This is a genomic window from Bifidobacterium aquikefiri, assembly GCF_002259795.1.
Lineage (GTDB): Bacteria > Actinomycetota > Actinomycetes > Actinomycetales > Bifidobacteriaceae > Bombiscardovia > Bombiscardovia aquikefiri.
Genome location: NZ_MWXA01000005.1, coordinates 111306 through 129803 on the forward strand (window position 1 = coordinate 111306; position 18498 = coordinate 129803).

18 protein-coding genes are annotated in these 18498 nt (G+C 52.3%); all 18 read left to right on the forward strand.

The window, feature by feature from the left end; all coding sequences use genetic code 11:
* Positions 1–4: 4 nt before the first annotated feature.
* The gene (locus tag BAQU_RS04365; protein WP_094693104.1) at positions 5–2101 is read left to right on the forward strand and encodes an AMP-dependent synthetase/ligase; all 2097 of its coding nucleotides are present in this window, start codon (positions 5–7) and stop codon (positions 2099–2101) included.
* Between the two features lie 15 nt (positions 2102–2116).
* Positions 2117–2605 (forward strand): peptide deformylase, encoded by a 489-nt coding sequence (gene def, locus BAQU_RS04370; protein ID WP_094693106.1) that lies wholly within the window; start codon positions 2117–2119, stop codon positions 2603–2605.
* A gap of 204 nt (positions 2606–2809) precedes the next feature.
* Positions 2810–3676, forward strand: coding sequence for a 30S ribosomal protein S2 (rpsB, locus tag BAQU_RS04375; RefSeq protein WP_094693108.1), 867 nt, complete (start codon positions 2810–2812; stop codon positions 3674–3676).
* Positions 3677–3754: 78 nt separating this feature from the next.
* The gene (gene tsf, locus BAQU_RS04380; RefSeq protein WP_094693110.1) at positions 3755–4603 is read left to right on the forward strand and encodes a translation elongation factor Ts; all 849 of its coding nucleotides are present in this window, start codon (positions 3755–3757) and stop codon (positions 4601–4603) included.
* Between the two features lie 526 nt (positions 4604–5129).
* A complete protein-coding gene (pyrH, locus tag BAQU_RS04385) occupies positions 5130–5906 on the forward strand; it encodes a UMP kinase (protein WP_094693112.1) in 777 nt (258 codons plus the stop codon).
* Positions 5907–5926: 20 nt separating this feature from the next.
* Entirely contained in the window at positions 5927–6481 is a 555-nt protein-coding gene (gene frr, locus BAQU_RS04390) for a ribosome recycling factor (RefSeq protein ID WP_094693114.1), read from the forward strand.
* Positions 6482–6534: 53 nt separating this feature from the next.
* Complete coding sequence (locus tag BAQU_RS04395) at positions 6535–7503, forward strand: phosphatidate cytidylyltransferase (RefSeq protein ID WP_094693116.1); 969 nt, start codon at positions 6535–6537, stop codon at positions 7501–7503.
* A 153-nt stretch (positions 7504–7656) separates the two neighbouring features.
* Positions 7657–8427 (forward strand): imidazole glycerol phosphate synthase subunit HisF, encoded by a 771-nt coding sequence (hisF, locus tag BAQU_RS04400; RefSeq protein ID WP_094693118.1) that lies wholly within the window; start codon positions 7657–7659, stop codon positions 8425–8427.
* A gap of 139 nt (positions 8428–8566) precedes the next feature.
* Complete coding sequence (gene hisI, locus BAQU_RS04405) at positions 8567–8989, forward strand: phosphoribosyl-AMP cyclohydrolase (RefSeq protein WP_415447695.1); 423 nt, start codon at positions 8567–8569, stop codon at positions 8987–8989.
* Positions 8989–10605, forward strand: coding sequence for a chorismate-binding protein (locus tag BAQU_RS04410; RefSeq protein ID WP_094693120.1), 1617 nt, complete (start codon positions 8989–8991; stop codon positions 10603–10605). Before hisI ends, BAQU_RS04410 begins: the two co-directional genes overlap by 1 nt.
* Before the next feature lie 79 nt (positions 10606–10684).
* Positions 10685–12781: a tryptophan synthase subunit beta gene (gene trpB / locus BAQU_RS04415; RefSeq protein ID WP_094693918.1), complete on the forward strand. Its 2097-nt coding sequence runs from the start codon at positions 10685–10687 to the stop codon at positions 12779–12781.
* An 8-nt stretch (positions 12782–12789) separates the two neighbouring features.
* Positions 12790–13695: a tryptophan synthase subunit alpha gene (gene trpA, locus BAQU_RS04420; protein ID WP_094693920.1), complete on the forward strand. Its 906-nt coding sequence runs from the start codon at positions 12790–12792 to the stop codon at positions 13693–13695.
* Positions 13696–13872: 177 nt separating this feature from the next.
* Entirely contained in the window at positions 13873–14934 is a 1062-nt protein-coding gene (gene lgt, locus BAQU_RS04425) for a prolipoprotein diacylglyceryl transferase (protein ID WP_094693122.1), read from the forward strand.
* A 41-nt stretch (positions 14935–14975) separates the two neighbouring features.
* On the forward strand, positions 14976–15641 hold the full coding sequence (gene rpe, locus BAQU_RS04430; RefSeq protein WP_094693124.1) for a ribulose-phosphate 3-epimerase: 666 nt from the start codon (positions 14976–14978) through the stop codon (positions 15639–15641).
* Between the two features lie 60 nt (positions 15642–15701).
* Positions 15702–15965, forward strand: a complete 264-nt coding sequence (locus BAQU_RS04435) for a phosphoribosyl-ATP diphosphatase (protein WP_094693126.1) — start codon at positions 15702–15704, stop codon at positions 15963–15965.
* 103 nt (positions 15966–16068) lie between these two features.
* Positions 16069–16920 carry an ATP phosphoribosyltransferase gene (gene hisG, locus BAQU_RS04440; protein WP_094693128.1) on the forward strand — a complete coding sequence of 284 codons (852 nt, stop codon included), beginning with the start codon at positions 16069–16071 and terminating at the stop codon, positions 16918–16920.
* Between the two features lie 2 nt (positions 16921–16922).
* Entirely contained in the window at positions 16923–17537 is a 615-nt protein-coding gene (locus BAQU_RS04445; protein WP_094693129.1) for a CDP-alcohol phosphatidyltransferase family protein, read from the forward strand.
* Complete coding sequence (locus BAQU_RS04450; protein ID WP_094693131.1) at positions 17530–18498, forward strand: DUF881 domain-containing protein; 969 nt, start codon at positions 17530–17532, stop codon at positions 18496–18498. The genes BAQU_RS04445 and BAQU_RS04450 overlap by 8 nt, the downstream gene beginning before the upstream one ends.

Sequence of the window (18498 nt, forward strand, 5' to 3'; positions counted from 1 at the left end):
ATGCATGTTGCGAGAATTCAATGTAAAAACTAACCGACCAACGACGGACGACGACACTGTATACTCATTGCTGAGCAATCGAAGCAAACGTGATCCCGAGGATGTGATCGCTCAATGGCAAGACGAGAACACCAAGGCATGGCATGATGTAACGGCAGAGCAGATGCTTGACCGCGTGCGTCAGGTTGCCAAGGGGTTGCTTGCATTGGGAGTGACCAAGGGAAGCAAGATCATCATCTATTCCGCCACGAGTTATGACTGGGGGATAGTCGACTTTGCCTGTGCGGCCATAGGTGCCGTGACCGTACCAATCTATGAAACAGATTCGAGTAAGCAGGCATCTGCAATAACACAGGCGGTGGATCCGGTCGTGGCATTTGCCGGCGACAACGATCACACACAGATCATGGAGCAGGTACGTCTTGACGATAACAAGCTGAAATTCGTCTTTAACTTTGAAAATGATGGTCTCAATGCTGTCAGCGACTTCGGCAAGGCAGTGACGGATGAAACTCTTGATGAGGGCATCGCAGACGTTCACGCGGATGATTTGTTGACGATTGTGTACACTTCCGGTTCCACAGGCAAACCCAAGGGGGTTATGCTATCGAACCGGAACTTCGCTCATATCATCTATGCCGGATATGAGGCCTTACCAGACATGCTGGCTGCGCCAACCCGTCTGCTGCTCTTCCTCCCATTGGCCCACTGCTTTGCCCGCTATATTCAATATGTGTGTATTGGGGCAGAGGGCGTCGTCGGATACGTTCCCAATGCCAAGCATCTTCTGGCCGATCTGCGAAGCTTCAAACCGACATATCTTTTGGGTGTGCCGCGCGTATTTGAAAAGGTGTACAACGCAGCATCGCAGAAGGCAGGAGCTGGATTCAAGGGTCGGCTCTTCGCCAATGCATTCAAGCACTTCATACAATGGTCAAAGGATGAGCAGGAGAGCGGTAAACACGGTGTCATCGCACGCATGCGCCATTCCTTTTATATGCGCACGGTAGGCTCCTCAATTCGTTCGGCACTCGGCCCAAATCTCAAATATCTGGCATGCGGTGGAGCACCGATGAACGCTGATCTGGCCAACTTCTTCAATGGTTTTGACGGCATCACCTTCATTCAGGGATATGGCATGACGGAAACGGCTGCACCTTGCTGCGTCAATGGCGAACACGACAATATCGTCGGATCCGTAGGCCGCCCTGGCCCGGGCATTTCCGTTCGCATAGCCGACGACGACGAGCTTCTCGTCAAGGGGCCGAACGTATTTGTCGGCTACTATGGCCAGCCAGATCTGGCACAGGATACGGTTGATGGCGATGGATGGCTGCACACCGGTGACTTGGCTCAGCTCAACGACGAGGGCTTCGTGTTCATCACCGGCAGGAAGAAAGACATTATCATTACTGCCGGAGGCAAGAATATCAGCCCCGCTCCCATGGAAGATACGATTGCCTCATGCCCAATCGTCTCGCAGGCGGTGGTCGTCGGCGATGGCAAACCTTTCATCGCAGGATTGGTCACACTCGACCCTGACATGCTGAAAAACTGGCTGGAATCGCAGAAGTTGGATTCCTCCCTGACGCTAGCTCAGGCAGTCAGCAACGAGGCGGTTCGATCCTACATCCAGCAGTTTGTCGATCAGGCCAATAGCAGCGTCTCCCGCGCTGAATCGGTAAGAAAATTCCTGATTTTGGATGAAGACTTTACACAGGAGGATGGTACTCTCACTCCCAGCATGAAGGTTGTCCGTCCTCAAGTGCTCCGCAAATACGAGAATTTGATTGACAAGGTGCTCTACGCTCCAAGGGCTGGTCAGCCGAGACCCGTGCCAGCCTCTGCAAAGCTGATGGAACGAGCATCCGAATCAATTACACCGCTGGTCAACAAAGCCCAGGAAAATGCCATGCCACGCATCAATGAAATGCTCGGAAGCATTGACCGCGCACGCAGCAACGTGTCTGATTCCCTTGCTAACGTTTCTGAGAGAATTCGTTCTCAAGCCGAGCAGAACTCGTCTGCGGACTCACGACCTTCCTCACATGAAGAAGGTTCCGATGCGCATGATGGCAACACCAAAGACTCGGATATCTAATGTTCAGGAGCAGTTTTGGCAATTCGTGACATTCGAGTAGTTCCCGATCCGATTCTTCGTACCGTTTGCGATCCAGTGCAATCAATCACGCCCGCCATCGAACGTTTGGTGCAGGATTTGCTCGATACAGTCAACGACCCTGGCAGGGCCGGGCTTTCGGCGAATCAGATAGGCGTACCTTTGCGCATCTTCTCATTCAATATTGAGGAAGAACTCGGCTATGTCATCAATCCAGTGCTTGAAGAGACTTCAGGCGAACAGCTCGGTGCCGAAGGTTGCCTTTCACTGCCGGGATTATGGTACGACACGCGGCGAGCGGAATTTGCGCGCGTTCGAGGCATCGATTTGTCAGGTGACGCAATCACCATTGAAGGCCATGGAATCAAGGCACGAATGTTGCAGCATGAATGTGATCACCTTGATGGGCACGTCTATATCGATCGTCTGGAAAAGGATGTCAGACGCAAGGCGCTGCGGGAGCTTCGTTCACAGTCCCATGGATAACCACCGCTGACGATGACTCATGGTATTATGTTGGTTTGTGTGTCGATGATTCGATAGGCAGTCGCAGGCTCTATTGATTCGAACTTTCCTAGAAATGACACACGACATCGCGTCATGTCGGCGACGACCTGTGTCGGTCGGCCTTTTAGGGTTGTACTCAGGTTCGCATGACCAGGCAATAACCGACAATGAAAGGTATCTATCATGGCACAGATCACCATGAGCGAAATGCTCAAGGCTGGCATCCACTTCGGACATCAGACACGTCGCTGGGATCCGAAGATGAAGCAGTACATTCTCACCGAGCGCAATGGCATTCACATCATCAATCTTTTCAAGTCGCTCGATTTGATCGACAAGGCCTATGATTTCATCAAGCAGACCGTCGCTCACAACGGCACCATTCTGTTTGTTGGAACCAAGAAGCAGGCTCAGGATGCAGTCAAGACTCAGGCAACCCGCGTCAACATGCCATATGTTTCCGAGCGCTGGCTGGGCGGCATGCTCACCAACTTCCAGACTGTCACCAAGCGTGTTTCCCGTCTCAAGGAACTCGAAGAGATGGATTTCAACGATGTTCACGCTTCCGGCCTGACCAAGAAGGAACTGTTGCTGCTTGAGCGCGAAAAGGACAAGCTCGAGAAGCAGCTTGGCGGCATTCGCAACATGAACCGCACCCCTTCGGTACTGTTCATCATCGACATCAACAAGGAAGCCCTTGCCGTTCAGGAAGCGCACAAGCTGCACATTCCCGTCGTTGCACTCGTTGATACGAACACCGATCCTGAGACCGTCACCTACCCAATCCCAGCAAATGATGATGCCATCCGTGGCATCGAATTGCTCACCTCATTGATGGCTGACGCCGTTGCCGAGGGTCTGCTGGAGCGTTCCGGCAAGGCAGCCAAGACTGATGAGTCTGCAGAACAGCCAATGGCGGAATGGGAGAAGGATCTTCTTCAGACACCAGAGGGTGAAAAGGCTGCAGAAGGCTCAGAAACTGTTGAAGCCGCTGACAAGGCAGAGGCAGCATCCGTTGCAGAGCCAAATCAGGAAGCAAAGGCCGAGTAATTTCGGCACCATGAACTTGCATTCCGGTCGCAGTGCATAAGCGCTGCGACCGGCAATTTATCACAGAGGAGAGTTTCTATGGCAAAGATTACTGCCGCACTCATCAAAGAGCTGCGTGATGCAACTGGCGCCGGCATGATGGACGTCAAGAAGGCGCTCACCGAGGCTGAAGGCGATGTCGCGCGTGCAAAGGAAATCATTCGTGCCAAAGGCATTCAGGCTGCAGGAAAGCGCGAAGGTCGCAAGGCTCAGGAAGGTTTGATCGCATCCACCATCGCTGACACTGCCGATGGTCAGGTTGCATATGCGGTTGAATTGAATTCGGAAACCGATTTTGTTGCCAAGACACCACAGTTTGTGGAATTTGGAGACGAAGTCGTTGCCGATGTCGCCAAGGCTGATGTCAAGACAACAGAAGATGTACTCAAGGCTGCCTCAAAGTCAGGCACTGTCAACGAGACCATCGAAGAAGCTGGCGCGCTGTTCCATGAACACGTCAAGCTCGGTCAGTTCGCTCGCGTCGCTGGTCCACATGTCGAGATCTATGCTCATCACAAGTCCGTCGAACTTCCCCCATCAATCGTTGCCGTCATCGCGACGGATGATGCCGGAGCTTCGATTGCGCATGAAGTCGCACTGCAGATTTCTGCAATGAGTCCAAAGTGGCTACGCCGCGAAGACGTTCCTGCTGATGTCGTTGAGACTGAGACTCGCGTTGCCACTGAGAAGTCACAGGCTGAAGGCAAGCCTGAAAAGATCATTCCACGTATCGTAGAGGGTCGTTTGAACGCCTTCTTCAAGGAGACGGTGCTCCTGGAGCAGGAATATGTCAAGGATACATCCAAGACGATTGGCGACCTGTTCAAGACAGCTGGAGCACAGGCTGTTGGCTTCGCCCGACTTGAAGTCGGCAAGGGTGACGAGTGATTACGTGTTTGATGCACATCGGCTTGCTTCCATTGCCGTTGTCAAATCATGAATGATTATTTCGTCTTGATTCTTGATGTCCGCAAGGTATGAAGCTCCATTATCAATGCGAAAGGACGGTGAGTCTGCACAACTGTGAGACTCGCCGTCCTTTCGCATTGTCATACCTCTGATCGTCCCGAGCGTTTCTCTTTCCTTGTCGTCTCAAGCATTCCTCTTTTCCTGATCGTCCTGAGCGTTTCTCTTTCCTGTCATCTCGAGCGAAGGCGCAGCCGCAGTCGAGAGATCTCACCTCTGGCTCCCAACAACGGAGATCCCTCGACTACGCTCGGGATGACAAGGAAGGAGAACGCTCACGCTTGCAGAGGAACAGCACACACGGATGTACACGTACACACCAAAACCGGAGCAGCCTTTCTTTCTATGGACACAGTATTGTGCAGATGCATGCTTCGCTGCATTGTCGCAGTTCACAGATAATCTGATATACGGTTAAAACGGCTTGCGAGGCAATGAAAGGCTTCAAATGACCTACGATGACGTGCCTGATGGTGATCAGGATAAGAGCAATAAACCGGTAGCACCGAGACGAGTTTTGCTGAAGCTCTCGGGAGAAGCGTTTGGTGGGGGAGCCGTTGGTGTTGACACCACGGTTGTAAGCCGTATTGCTTCAGAAATCGCCGCCGCGGTGAAGCATGGAGTTCAGGTCGCCATCGTTGTGGGTGGAGGAAATTTCTTCCGTGGCGCGCAGCTGAGCCAGGCAGGGATCGAACGTTCACGAGGCGACTATATGGGTATGCTCGGTACTGTCATGAACTGCCTCGCACTGCAAGACTTTCTCGAACAGGAAGGCCAGGCCACTCGTGTTCAGACGGCAATCACGATGGGTCAGGTTGCTGAACCATATATTCCACAGAAGGCAATTCGGCACTTGGAAAAGGGCAGGGTAGTCATTTTTGGTGCGGGCGCAGGCATGCCTTACTTCTCAACGGATACGGTCTCCATTCAACGAGCACTGGAAATCCACTGCGCCGAGGTTTTGATGGGCAAGAATGGAGTCGAGGGTGTCTACACCGCCGATCCTCATAAGGATGCTACTGCCAAGATGTTCACACGATTGAGTTACAAGCGTGCTCTGGTTGATAATCTCGCGGTTATGGATGCTGCTGCTCTTTCCATGGCACGTGACAACAACATGAGGATTCGTGTGTTCGGGCTCGAGAAGTCGGATAATGTCACCAAGGCATTGCAGGGCGAAGCTCTTGGCACATTGGTGTGCGATCAGGAATCAGTAACCGAGTAATCAACAGGTAAGGAACTCAGATGGCAAATATCGTAGATCAGGCACAGGCTCAGATGAACAAGTCTGTCGAATCGACCAAGGAAAATTTTGTAGGCATCCGTACCGGGAGAGCCAACCCTGCATTGCTTAACGGGATTACCGTCGACTATTACGGTTCACCAACGCCACTCAAGGCCGTGGCTTCTATCGGTGTTCCTGAACCAAGGACTCTGGCCGTCACACCATTTGACACCTCTCAGGCTGCTGCCGTCGAGAAGGCCATCAGGGATTCCGACCTCGGTGTCAATCCGAATCGCGATGGCAACGTGATTCGAGTGACGCTACCGGAATTGACAGAGGACCGTCGCAAGGATTATGTCAAGTTGGCCAAGAGCAAGGCTGAGGACGGAAAGATCGCTGTACGAAACATTCGTCGCAAGACCAAGGAAAGCATCGAAGTCTCGGTCAAGGATGGCGATCTTGGTGAGGACGAAGGCAAGCGTCTTCAGAAGGATCTGGACACCGTCACCAAGAAGATCTCTGATTCCATTGACGAATTGCTTGAAGGCAAGCAAAAGGAAATTCTCGAGGTCTGATAGTTATGAAGATTTCGCGGTAACCATTATTCGAATATTCGAAGTGTTAGGCCATGCAGAACGAAACTGAAGATGCCTTGAAGGCAATCAACAAGCGTACCGGACGCAATATGCCCCAGGCAGTGGCAACCGGTGCGCTTCTGGTGATCATCATTCTTGCCACGCTCTTCATCAAAATCGACGTATTCGTTATTCTTATCGCCGTATTCATGGTTCTGGGTTTGTGGGAGCTGCGGGTCGATTTTGCAACGGCCGGACTGCACATACCATTCATTACGCTTTCAATCTGCTCACTTGCATCGATTCTGCTGACCTTCTATGCCCCACGGCCATTGATTGCGATGGGTCTGTCCATAATGCTCACTGCAATTCTCGTGGTGATTTCAGCAACGGTGCGACTGAGTTTTGGCACCCGTGTTCCGATGGCCGTGGCAACCAAGCTTTCGTCTTCCGAGTCATCGGCACGCTTGGAATCTTCATACAACCACGACAATGCGATAACGTCGAAGGGCGCTTTTTCGAACGTCGCAGTGTCGCTCTTCACCGTTACCTACATACCCCTGCTTGCGTGCTTCCTCGTTCTTCCGCTCCATATTCAACGCTTTAGCATCGTAAATGCCTGCATGCTGGTATTCTTGCCCGCCTTGAGTGATATTGGCGGTCTGTTTTTCGGAGCTCTGTTGGGCAAGCATAAGCTTTCACCGCGAATCTCGCCGAAGAAATCATATGAGGGATTGATCGGATCGATGCTCTTTGCCATGGTTGGTGCCTTTGTGGCTTCAGCAGTGACATTTGATGCAACGTTATGGAGGACCCGATGGTGGGTGCCCATAATGCTGGGAATTCTTGTAGGAATTGTCGGCACATTCGGTGATCTCTGCGCATCAATGCTCAAGAGGGATCTTGGAATCAAAGATATGGGGCACTTGCTTAAAGGGCATGGTGGCGTTCTTGATCGCGTCGATTCCATCCTGATGTGTGCACCCTTCATTGCGGCAGTTCTGATTCTCACACTGCAATAACATGCGACACAGCGTTTCACCATCCACGATATATACGCGTCGTATGTTATGAGTAGTCTGAAAAAACTGGTACCGTCTAACGCACGTTGATGATGGGCAGACTCACCACGAGTTTGTACACGATTCACCACGGTTACACACGAGGAGCACAAAATGTCGCTTGCCATAAGGGTTATCCCTTGTTTGGATGTTGATGCTGGAAGGGTAGTAAAGGGCGTTCATTTTGAAAATCTTCGAGATGCAGGTGATCCAGTCGAACTCGCCGCAGAATACTACAGTCAAGGTGCAGATGAACTCACTTTCCTCGATGTGACGGCCTCTTCTTCGCATCGCAATACGATGATTGATGTGGTGACTCGAACGGCAGAACAGCTCTTCATCCCACTCACCGTTGGCGGAGGCGTGCGAAGCATAGAGGATGTTGACTCTCTGCTGCGCTGTGGAGCGGACAAAATTGGTGTGAATACTGCCGCAATCAATAATCCTCAACTCATTTCTGACATTTCGAATCGTTTCGGCAGCCAGGTTATTGTGCTATCCATCGATGCGCGTCGTGAGCAGGGTACGCAACACACGCAATCTGGATTTGAAGTCACGACCATGGGCGGTCGCAAGCGCACCGGCATTGATGCGCTCTGGTGGGTCAAGCGCGCAGAGGAGCTTGGCGCTGGCGAGATATTGCTCAATTCAATGGACGCAGATGGGACCAAGAATGGATTCGATCTTGACATGATTTCGGCTGTGCGCAAGGAAGTGAGCATTCCTCTCATCGCCAGCGGTGGGGCAGGCAAGGTGGAAGATTTTCCACCCGCTGTAGCGGCGGGAGCCGATGCCGTATTGGCTGCCTCTGTGTTCCACTATGGAATCATCACTATTGCGCAGGTGAAACATGCACTGCACAATGCAGGGTACCAGGTCAGATAGGACTCACCATGAGACACGTCACTCCAATTCGATGGCAAAACTCTACACTGTACAACAATTGAAACAGAAAGCATGAGTGGCCCGGCAAGGTGCTGCTCGCATTACTCAGGGTGTGAATAGATTGAAGGAAACTACGCAAGTGCCAGCCTCTAGAGACGCAGACGATGTGCAATACAACAACTCCGAAATTCTGGATCCACGCATTCGGCAACGGTTGAAGCATGACGCTCAAGGTCTTGTCGCTGCAGTTATTCAGCAATATGACAGCAAGGAAGTGCTGATGGTCGGATACATGAACGATGAGGCCGTCCGCCGCACACTTACCACAGGACGCGTCACCTTCTGGTCGCGTTCACGACAGGAATTCTGGCGCAAGGGCGACACTTCGGGGCATGTGCAGTATGTCAAGTCCTTCAATCTCGACTGCGATGGCGATGCCATTCTTGTCGAGGTCGATCAGGTCGGAGCTGCATGTCACCATGGCACACGTACATGCTTCCTTTCTGGTGGACCGCTGCCGGTTGTCGTCGGAACGCGTAGCGATGAAGAGAAGAGCATCTGATGAATAATGCTGAAGAACCGGACAAGGCTGCTGTGAACAAAGGCACAAACGCAGCGCATGACTACCATTGCAGTGTCAAGGACCTGCAATGGGGCTCAACGTGGCCAGACCGAGAGGAATTCCATCGCCTTGCGGATGCCGGCTACCGAATCATTCCCATTGTCAGAAGATTGCTCGGGGATACTCTGACACCGGTAGGCTTCTATGAGAGGCTTGCCCATGGTCGCAGTGGGAGTTTTATCCTTGAAACGGCCGAATATGCTGGCTCGTGGAACCGTTATTCGTTCATTGGGGTGCATTCCATAGCCCAGTTACGCTCAAACCATGGTGAAGCCGATTGGCTCGGTCAGGTACCTACCGGTGTTCCCCAGCATGGCGATGTGATCGATGTGGCACGCGAGACACTGAACATCCTGAAGGCTCCAGAAGTGGAGGGGCTTCCCAATCTGACCAGCGGCTTGGTCGGTACTATCGGCTGGGATGCAACACGTCACTGGGAGAAAAAGCTTCCCCGTCAGGCAGTAAACGAAACTGGTCAGCCAGAACTTGTGCTGGCGTTGGCAACAGACATTGCTGTAGTTGACCATTTCAGTGGATCCGTATGGATGATCGCCAATGCGGTCAATATCGACAACCGACCGACACGCGCAGATGCTGCCTATGATGAGGCAGTTGTGCGCCTCAATGCCATGCAGACCGATGCAGCGCATCCTAACCAGTCAACGGATTTCATTGGCACTCTCGATGTAGATAAGCCAAGGCCGGAGCTCAGATTCCGTACGGCCAAAAGCGATTATGAGCAATGGGTTGCGAAGGCGCAGCAGCATATCATCGATGGCGACGCGTTTCAGGTAGTGATTTCACAACGACTCGATCTTGATGCTCCTTCACGGCCATTCGATATCTATCGAGTGCTGCGCACACTTAATCCCAGCCCATATATGTACTTCTTTGCATTGACGGATGCGGAGGGCAGAGATTTCAATGTCATCGGTTCGAGTCCAGAAACCCTGATCAAAGTCGACCGTGGCAGGGCACTGACCTTCCCAATCGCCGGCTCTCGTCCCAGGGGCGCAACTCCTGAAGAGGATCGGCGCCTGGCTGAGGAACTCCTGGCAGATCCCAAGGAACGCAGCGAACATATCATGCTCGTTGATTTGGCCAGGAATGATCTTTCGCGGGTCTGCGATCCCTCAACAGTGAGCGTTGTCTCGCTTATGGACATCAAGCGATTCAGCCATATCATGCATATCGCTTCGACGGTCACCGGCAGACTCGCGCCTGGTGCATCGACCTTTGACGTGTTCACTTCCGCATTCCCAGCAGGGACGTTGAGCGGTGCGCCAAAAACGAGTGCCATCAGCATCATTGACCGCATTGAAGGCATTGATCGGGGCATCTATGGTGGTACGGTCGGATACTTCGATTTCTCGGGCAACATGGATATGGCCATTGCTATTCGAACTGCCTTCATTCGCGACCATCAGGCGAGCGTACAGGCAGGAGCCGGCATCGTGCTTGATTCCGTGCCTGAGAACGAATGGCAGGAGACACGCAACAAGGCGGAGGCATCTGTCGAGGCAGTTCAGATCGCGGCCCAATTGGCACAGATCTAACGATCTGCACATAATCTTGAGACATATGGTCTCAATAAATGAACACCAAGAACAGTGAGTGGAAATAGCGAGGTGAATGATGTCAGTCCTAGATGAATTGGTTGCAGGAGCGTTAGCTGATCAGCGCGAACGCGAAACCAAACTTTCCTTGACCCAGCTTCAGCAGCAGGTACGGAATATGACGAGCACACCCTTGGACGCCACTCGATGGCTCAAGCAACCTGATTGCATTCCCATCATCGCCGAAATCAAACGTGCATCACCTTCAAAAGGTCATCTTGCCGATATCGATGATCCCGCTGCGCTGGCATCGCAATATCAGAGCGGTGGTGCAAGCGCCATTTCTGTGCTCACCGAGCGTCATCGCTTTTTGGGAAGTTTTGATGACCTGGATGCAGTCCGCCAGGCGGTCCAGATTCCCGTCCTCAACAAGGACTTCATCGTCACCCCATACCAGATCTGGGAAGCCCGAGCCCACGGCGCCGATGTAGTACTGCTGATAGTGGCTGCCTTGGATGACGCGAAGCTTCGAGAACTGCTGGATCTTGCACATTCGCTCGGTCTCAACGCGCTGGTGGAAACACACACCCGCGAAGAGATCGATAGGGCGATAGCTGCCGGAGCGAGAATAATCGGCATCAATGCACGCAATCTCAAAGACTTGTCTGTTGACGTCACGAAGTACAAGGCATTGGCTGCAAACCTGCCTGAGAACGTTATCCGTGTAGCCGAATCAGGTGTATTTGGGATCAAGGAACTCGAAATGTATGCCAGAGCTGGTGCAGATGCCGTTCTGGTGGGAGAGGGAGTTGCGACTGCGAGCGACCATGAGCTTGCCGTCAAACGCCTCGTTGAAGGAGGAAAAGTCGTGAAGGAATCAGAAAGTCAGCCGCTCAGTACCCATGACGGCCCTTATTTCGGACAATACGGTGGACGATATGTTCCAGAAGCCTTGGTTCATGCTCTTGATGAGCTTGAGAGCGTATACAGGCAGGCAAAGGCCGATCCTGAGTTTCACCAGGAGTTTGCACGACTGTGCAAGCAATATGTCGGTCGCCCTTCATCATTGACCGAAGCACCTCGCTTTGCAAAGCTCATCAGTGACAAAGTGAGCGCTCCTGTGCGGGTTTTCCTCAAGCGCGAGGACTTGAACCATACCGGGGCTCATAAGATCAACAATGCACTCGGCCAGGGTCTGCTGGTCAAGCGGATGGGCAAGCACCGTGTCATTGCAGAGACAGGTGCAGGTCAGCACGGCGTTGCCACGGCTACGGTGTGTGCATTGCTTGGTTTGAAGTGCCGCATCTACATGGGTCAGTTCGATGCACGCCGTCAGGCATTGAACGTCGCTCGCATGCGCATGCTTGGAGCCGAGGTCGTCGAAGTGACTCAAGGCACACGCATCTTGAAGGATGCCATCAATGAAGCCTTGCGCGACTGGGTAACGAATGTAGAAGATACGCATTATCTTCTGGGTACCGTCGCTGGCCCGCACCCATTCCCAACCATGGTGAGAGACTTCCAGAAAATCATCGGCGAAGAGGCGAAGGAACAGTTGCATGATGACTATGGGATAGAACATCCCGATGCGGTAATTGCCTGCGTGGGCGGCGGATCCAATGCGATTGGCATCATGAATGCGTTTCTTGATGATGATCGTGTTCGTCTCTATGCATATGAGGCGGGTGGCAATGGGCCGGAATCAGGCGATCATGCCATTCGTCTGACCGAGGGGACAGGACAGCTCGGTGTATTCCAGGGGGCTAAATCCTATCTGCTCGAAAATGCCGAAGGTCAGACGCTTGACACCTATTCGATTTCAGCGGGACTCGACTATGCCTCCGTTGGCCCTGAGCATGCATGGCTAAAGGATATTGGCCGGGTACATTACGATTACGCCACCGACAAGGAAGCCATGAGCGCATTCCTGGATCTTTCCCGCAGTGAGGGCATCATTCCAGCGCTCGAATCATCTCATGCCGTCGCGGGTGCATACAAGGCGGCACAGGATCTGATAGACAAGGGTGTAGAGAATCCTGTACTGGTCGTTAATATTTCTGGTCGCGGCGACAAGGATGTGGCAACTGCAGGCAAGTGGTTCGGCTTCCTGACCGATGAACAAAGCAAGGCTCTGGACGCCAATGGTGCCCATGGCAACAGCGTGGATGGAGAATAGTGATCGGCATGAATGACACACACAATACCTTCGAATCATCTGCAGCTGCAACGTCTGATGTTCGCCATACTCAACCACTTGGGTTCACCAATGCGCCTAGCAAGACGGCCACAAGGCTGCAGGAGCTGGCTGATAACAATTCACCTGCATTCATCGGCTATCTTCCCTATGGCTTTCCCAACAAGGAATACTCGCTGAAGGCCTTCGAGACGCTGGTCAAACATGGCGTTGACATTGTAGAAATCGGTTTGCCTTACTCTGATCCCGTCATGGATGGTCCGGTCATTCAGGCAGCGTCGCACATTGCCTTGGACAATGGCGAGCGCATTGCAGGAGTCTTCGATGCGGTCGAGACCGTGGCCAAGGCAGGTGGTGTGCCACTGATCATGAGCTATTGGAATCTGATCTTCCGCTATGGTGTCGAACGGTTCGCCAGGGATTTTTCGAACGCCGGGGGCGCTGGACTGATCACACCTGATTTGATACCAGACGAAGCAGGGGAGTGGATCGAAGCTTCGGAGCGCTACGGTCTGGATAGGGTCTTTTTGGTGTCACCGGATTCCACTGCAGAGAGGCTTGCCATCGTTGCGAACAATGCCAGAGGCTTTGTCTACGCTGCTTCACGCATGGGGGTGACGGGCGAAAGAACCACCATCTCATCCTCACCGGAGTTGCTTGTCGAACGTACCCGCCAGGCAGGTGCCGATCATGTCTGTGTCGGTATCGGTGTGTCCACGCCAGAGCAGGGTTCGAAGGTGGGCAGCTATGCCGATGGCGTCATCGTAGGTTCAGCCTTGGTCCACCAATTGTTGGATGGCACGGGCAGACACGTCAAGCCTGAAGAACAGGGCCTGGCTGATCTGGCTCAGACGACACATGATTTGGCCGAAGCAATACACGGAGCTCGAGGCTAGCTTTCGACTATGCCTGAAATCCATGGGTGAACAATCCTTGGGATATGCCCTAATATTATGTATGGCTTGTGAACATAGAAGTTGCAATTCGGTGCTGGCCGGCTGTGTGCTGCCGGCACCGTTCATGTGAGTGCACATGCTCTCGAAGCTTCATAACAGACAATTGAATGGGGAGTCATGAACCTAGCCTATATTCCGTCACCGTCGATTTCCGAATTCTCGATTGGACCGTTGACCATACACTTTTATGCCTTGACTATGCTTGCGGCCATTGTCGTTGCCGTGTGGATAGCAACCGTGCGATGGAAGAAACTTGGCGGAATCAGCGATCAGATTCTTGACATTGCCCTCTGTGCAGTTCCGGCTGGCATCATAGGGGCGCGAATCTATCACATCATCACTACTCCTGAACGTTTCTTCGGTCCAACCGGGGATTGGATAGACATGTTTCGCATCTGGAACGGCGGATTAGGGATATGGGGAGCGATTGTGCTTGGAGCTCTTGCTGCCTGGGGCTGGTGCAGACATCGTCACTATCCCATGGCCCTGCTGAGTGATGTGATCGCGCCGGCCCTTCTGGTGGCACAGGCCATAGGTCGCTTGGGCAACTGGTTCAACCAGGAGCTCTATGGTGCACCGACCACACTGCCATGGGGACTCAAACTCAACATCACCGGTACTGCAATCGGCAGCAGTGAACTCTGCTATGACGGCTCCTCATGCCCAACTGGCACTCTTTTCCAACCAACGTTTCTGTACGAGATGATATGGAACCTCATCGGTGCCGCACTCATTCTTTGGATTGGTCGCAGGGCGTCGAAAGCACTGAAGGCGGGTTCACTGTTTGCCATATATGTGATGTGGTACACGGCCGGACGCACATGGATTGAAATGCTGCGCATAGATTTCGCACATGAATTCCTCGGTGTCCGCATCAACGTATGGGTATCCATGGTGTGCTTCATTCTCGGCGTGTTTGCCTTCATACTGATTCAGAGATACGGCAAATCCACTGCTCTCTTATCTGAGAAGCTGCGTACCATCACCGAACTTGAGTCGCGTGAGCAGGAAGGCTCAACTTCAACACTTTCACCAAAACCAAGTGGCACAGTCGAAAAGCGGGAGTCATTCGATGCTGACGAGTTTTCGCACAATTCGCCAGACAGTGATGAAAACGACGATGCGCGGACAGGCAAGGAATCGAATGAAGCGTCATCCGAGAAGAATAAGAAGGCTTGATCGACAGCCGCTCGTCTTTCGTATTGCTTAGAATGGCGCGTATGAGTATTCAGATAGCACCAAGTATTCTTTCCGCCGATTTTGCAAACCTAGAACGCGATCTTCATGCAATAGACAATGCGGATCTGGTTCACGTCGATGTCATGGATCATCATTTCGTTCCAAATCTGACTTTGGGCGAACCGATCGTCAAGAGAATTTGCCAAGTGAGTGAGCTTCCCGTCGATGTTCATCTGATGATTGAAGACCCAGATCGCTGGGCTCCAGAATTTGCAAAGCTTGGCGTCCATTCTGTGTCGTTCCATATGGGAGCCACGCACGCTCCAGTTCGTCTGGCCCGTCAACTTCGTGGCATGGGTGTCAAGGCCTGCTTCGCAGTGCGCCCAGCAGAACCCGTCGAACCAATCTTCGATATCCTCGATGAATTCGACATGATTTTGATCATGACGGTCGAACCTGGTTTCGGTGGTCAGAAGTTCCTTGCCAATCAGATGGGCAAGACGCGTCGCCTTCGCGATGAGATCACACGCCGAGGACTTGGCACGCATATTCAGGTTGACGGTGGCGTGAGTCCATCTACCGCTCATATAGTCGCTGAGGCCGGTGCCGATGTTCTTGTCGCGGGTTCTGCCGTGTATGGGTCACCAGATCCGGCAAAGGCCATAGATAATATCAGGAATCTCGCACAGGCTGCATATAAGGACTGAACTCGGCATCACCAGTTGGTTGAATGTGCATCACCGGCAATGGGACATAGGAAAGTTAGCATGAAGACATTTGAATCGCTGTTCAAGGAACTCTCAGAGAAGGCAGCCACCAGGCAAGAAGGATCGCTCACCGTAGGGGAGCTTGCAAAGGGAACTCACTTCATCGGCAAGAAGATCATCGAAGAGGCAGGTGAGACCTGGATGGCGGCCGAATACGAAGGCGCAGATCGCACTGCGGAGGAAATGAGCCAGCTTCTATACCACATGCAGGTCATGATGATCGATCGTGGTATCAGCATTGAAGACGTGTATAAGCATCTGTAAGTCGTATGATTACACGTTTGCGATCAGGACATGTTTGCGCATGAGACGAATTGGCGACATGGATGCGCAAACAGTATGGTAGAGGCTGTTTATAGGAGGATTGATGTTAAGAATAGCAGTGCCAAACAAGGGAATGCTCTCCCAACCATCGTGGAACATGCTGGCAGAGGCGGGATACAGACTGAGAACGAATCCGCGTCAGCTGGTCGTTGAAGACCACGACAACGATATTGAACTCTTCTATCTCCGTCCACTCGACATTGCCGTATATGTCGGGCGTGGAACCGTTGATGTTGGCATCACTGGCCGTGACCTGTTGCTGAATTCAGGCACTGCCGCAGTAGAACACCTCAAGCTTGGATTTGGTGCATCCACATTCCGTTTTGCCTCACCAGAAGGTTCAGATATCAAGGAACTCAAGGATATCAATGGCAAGAGGGTTGCCAGCTCTTATGACAAGCTTGTTGGCGACTATCTTAAGGATCGTGGTGTCTCTGCAGAGATCATTCATCTGGACGGTGCCGTCGAGTCTTCGGTACATCTGGGTGTCGCGGATCTGATCGCCGATGTGGTTTCGACCGGAACGACCATGCGCAATGCCGGACTGAAGATTTTCTCCGATCCGATTCTCCATTCGGAAGGTATCCTCATTAGATCTCCTCGGGTCCATGTTGACGATGAGCGCATGATCAAATTCAGTCGTAGACTGCAGGGAGTGCTCACGGCTCATCATTATGTTTTGATGGACTACGATATTCCCACAGAAAAGGTTCCCGAAGCTGTCAATATCACTCCAGGCTTTGAATCACCGACCGTTTCACACCTGCACGACAGGCAGTGGTCTGCCGTCCGCGTAATGGTTCCCAGGGAAACAGTGAACACATTGATGGATAGACTCTATGATGTTGGGGCACGTGCCATTATAGTAACCGCATTGCAAGCATCGAGAATGTGAGTATGACCTCCCAGGACCCCACAATGGAAAGCAAATACAGCCCAGAAGCCAAAGACACGATTTGGACGATCCCGAATGCGATCAGTTTGATGCGCATCGCATGCATTCCGTTCATCACCGTCCTGGTGTCTCATAGGCATCTGGTGCTTTCGCTGTTGCTCATCCTTGTGTCAGCCCTTTCCGATGGTGTCGATGGCTACATTGCCAGGCGTTTCAATCAGGTCAGCAAGGCCGGGCAGATGCTCGACCCCATTGCCGACCGTATGCTGATATTCTTCACCATTCTAGCTTTGGGCGTATCACACATTCTGCCCTGGTGGCTGCTCATTGTCGTAGGGCTGCGCGACCTGCTAATGGCTGGACTTATACTCATTCTTGCGCAGTATGACTATGGTCCGTTACCGGTTCACTTTGCGGGAAAAACCGGCACGGCCTTGCTCATGGTCGGCATTCCTGCACTGATCGTTGCTGATGCCTGGTCTGGTTCAATGTTCCGTGTTCTTCACCTGATCTCTCTCGCAGTTGTACTGTGGGGTGTCTTCTTCTATTGGTTTGCAGGCATTCTCTACATTCGCCAGGGAATGTCGCTGATGCGCGAAGAACGACGTCATGAATGATATGCAGCGGCCACGGTCGTTTTCGGTGGGTCCAGACAGAATGCCATATCACCGCAGAGCTGTGTTTTCGAAAGATGTCTCTGGACTCGCTGAGAGGCATGTAGATCGGCTACCGGACACGGTTTCGAATATCCGCAATCGTCGAAGACGCATAGACGATGAATCGCTGCGACTCATTGACGATTTGACCAACCGCTCGCTCGATCCGATGTTCAGCGATGCCACACTGGTTCATGATCGGCGTGGACCATTGCAGGTATGGATGTCCAGGTTGCTGGTCTTCTTCATATGTCTTGCCGTCGGATTGGCTGGAACAGTAATTGTTCGTGAGTTGCATACCGATCCAAGGAGCAAGATTCGCGAGAAACTCATATCTCAGGTCGAGGCGGAAACCAGGGAATACAATTCGACGAACGATAAGATTGCCAAGCTCCGCAGTCAGATGGACTCGCTCTCTGCACAGGTTGGAGGAGACGCCGTCAATCCAACCGCCGATAGAGACAACTTGCTCAACGGATTTACTAAGGTCGAGGGCGAGGGTATTTCAATCAGTCTTGCCAACCCCATAGCAGCAACGGATTCAGCAGGTTCAAACGATAGTGATAATGACAATATCCGTGTCATCACCGACGTTGACCTTCAGCAATTCGTTTCGAAGCTGTGGGCTGCGGGTGCGGAAGCCATCTCCATCAACGGGTATCGCGTAGGTGTCCAGACTTCTGTACGTACAGCGGGTACCACGATTCTCGTTGGACTCAATTCCATTCAAAGTCCCTATATGATAACCGCCATAGGCGATACCAACGTTCTGCAGACTGATATGAGTAGCTCAGAACAGAAGGATCTCTATGGCACGCTGAACAAGGCGGGGATCCATCCACAGGTTTCGAAAGAGCATATGATTACAATGAGCAGCACCGCTGGTACACCGGATTTATCGTACGCAAAGAGGAGCGAATAA

Bases quoted from the DNA above. Each gene is read 5' to 3' on its own strand.
- BAQU_RS04365 (WP_094693104.1), top strand. From the start codon at position 5: ATGTTGCGAGAATTCAATGTAAAAACTAACCGACCAACGACGGACGAC.
- rpsB (WP_094693108.1), top strand. From the start codon at position 2,810: ATGGCACAGATCACCATGAGCGAAATGCTCAAGGCTGGCATCCACTTC.
- tsf (WP_094693110.1), top strand. From the start codon at position 3,755: ATGGCAAAGATTACTGCCGCACTCATCAAAGAGCTGCGTGATGCAACT.
- pyrH (WP_094693112.1), top strand. From the start codon at position 5,130: ATGACCTACGATGACGTGCCTGATGGTGATCAGGATAAGAGCAATAAA.
- frr (WP_094693114.1), top strand. From the start codon at position 5,927: ATGGCAAATATCGTAGATCAGGCACAGGCTCAGATGAACAAGTCTGTC.
- BAQU_RS04395 (WP_094693116.1), top strand. From the start codon at position 6,535: ATGCAGAACGAAACTGAAGATGCCTTGAAGGCAATCAACAAGCGTACC.
- hisF (WP_094693118.1), top strand. From the start codon at position 7,657: ATGTCGCTTGCCATAAGGGTTATCCCTTGTTTGGATGTTGATGCTGGA.
- BAQU_RS04410 (WP_094693120.1), top strand. From the start codon at position 8,989: ATGAATAATGCTGAAGAACCGGACAAGGCTGCTGTGAACAAAGGCACA.
- trpB (WP_094693918.1), top strand. From the start codon at position 10,685: ATGTCAGTCCTAGATGAATTGGTTGCAGGAGCGTTAGCTGATCAGCGC.
- trpA (WP_094693920.1), top strand. From the start codon at position 12,790: ATGAATGACACACACAATACCTTCGAATCATCTGCAGCTGCAACGTCT.
- lgt (WP_094693122.1), top strand. From the start codon at position 13,873: ATGAACCTAGCCTATATTCCGTCACCGTCGATTTCCGAATTCTCGATT.
- rpe (WP_094693124.1), top strand. From the start codon at position 14,976: ATGAGTATTCAGATAGCACCAAGTATTCTTTCCGCCGATTTTGCAAAC.
- BAQU_RS04435 (WP_094693126.1), top strand. From the start codon at position 15,702: ATGAAGACATTTGAATCGCTGTTCAAGGAACTCTCAGAGAAGGCAGCC.
- hisG (WP_094693128.1), top strand. From the start codon at position 16,069: ATGTTAAGAATAGCAGTGCCAAACAAGGGAATGCTCTCCCAACCATCG.
- BAQU_RS04445 (WP_094693129.1), top strand. From the start codon at position 16,923: ATGACCTCCCAGGACCCCACAATGGAAAGCAAATACAGCCCAGAAGCC.
- BAQU_RS04450 (WP_094693131.1), top strand. From the start codon at position 17,530: ATGAATGATATGCAGCGGCCACGGTCGTTTTCGGTGGGTCCAGACAGA.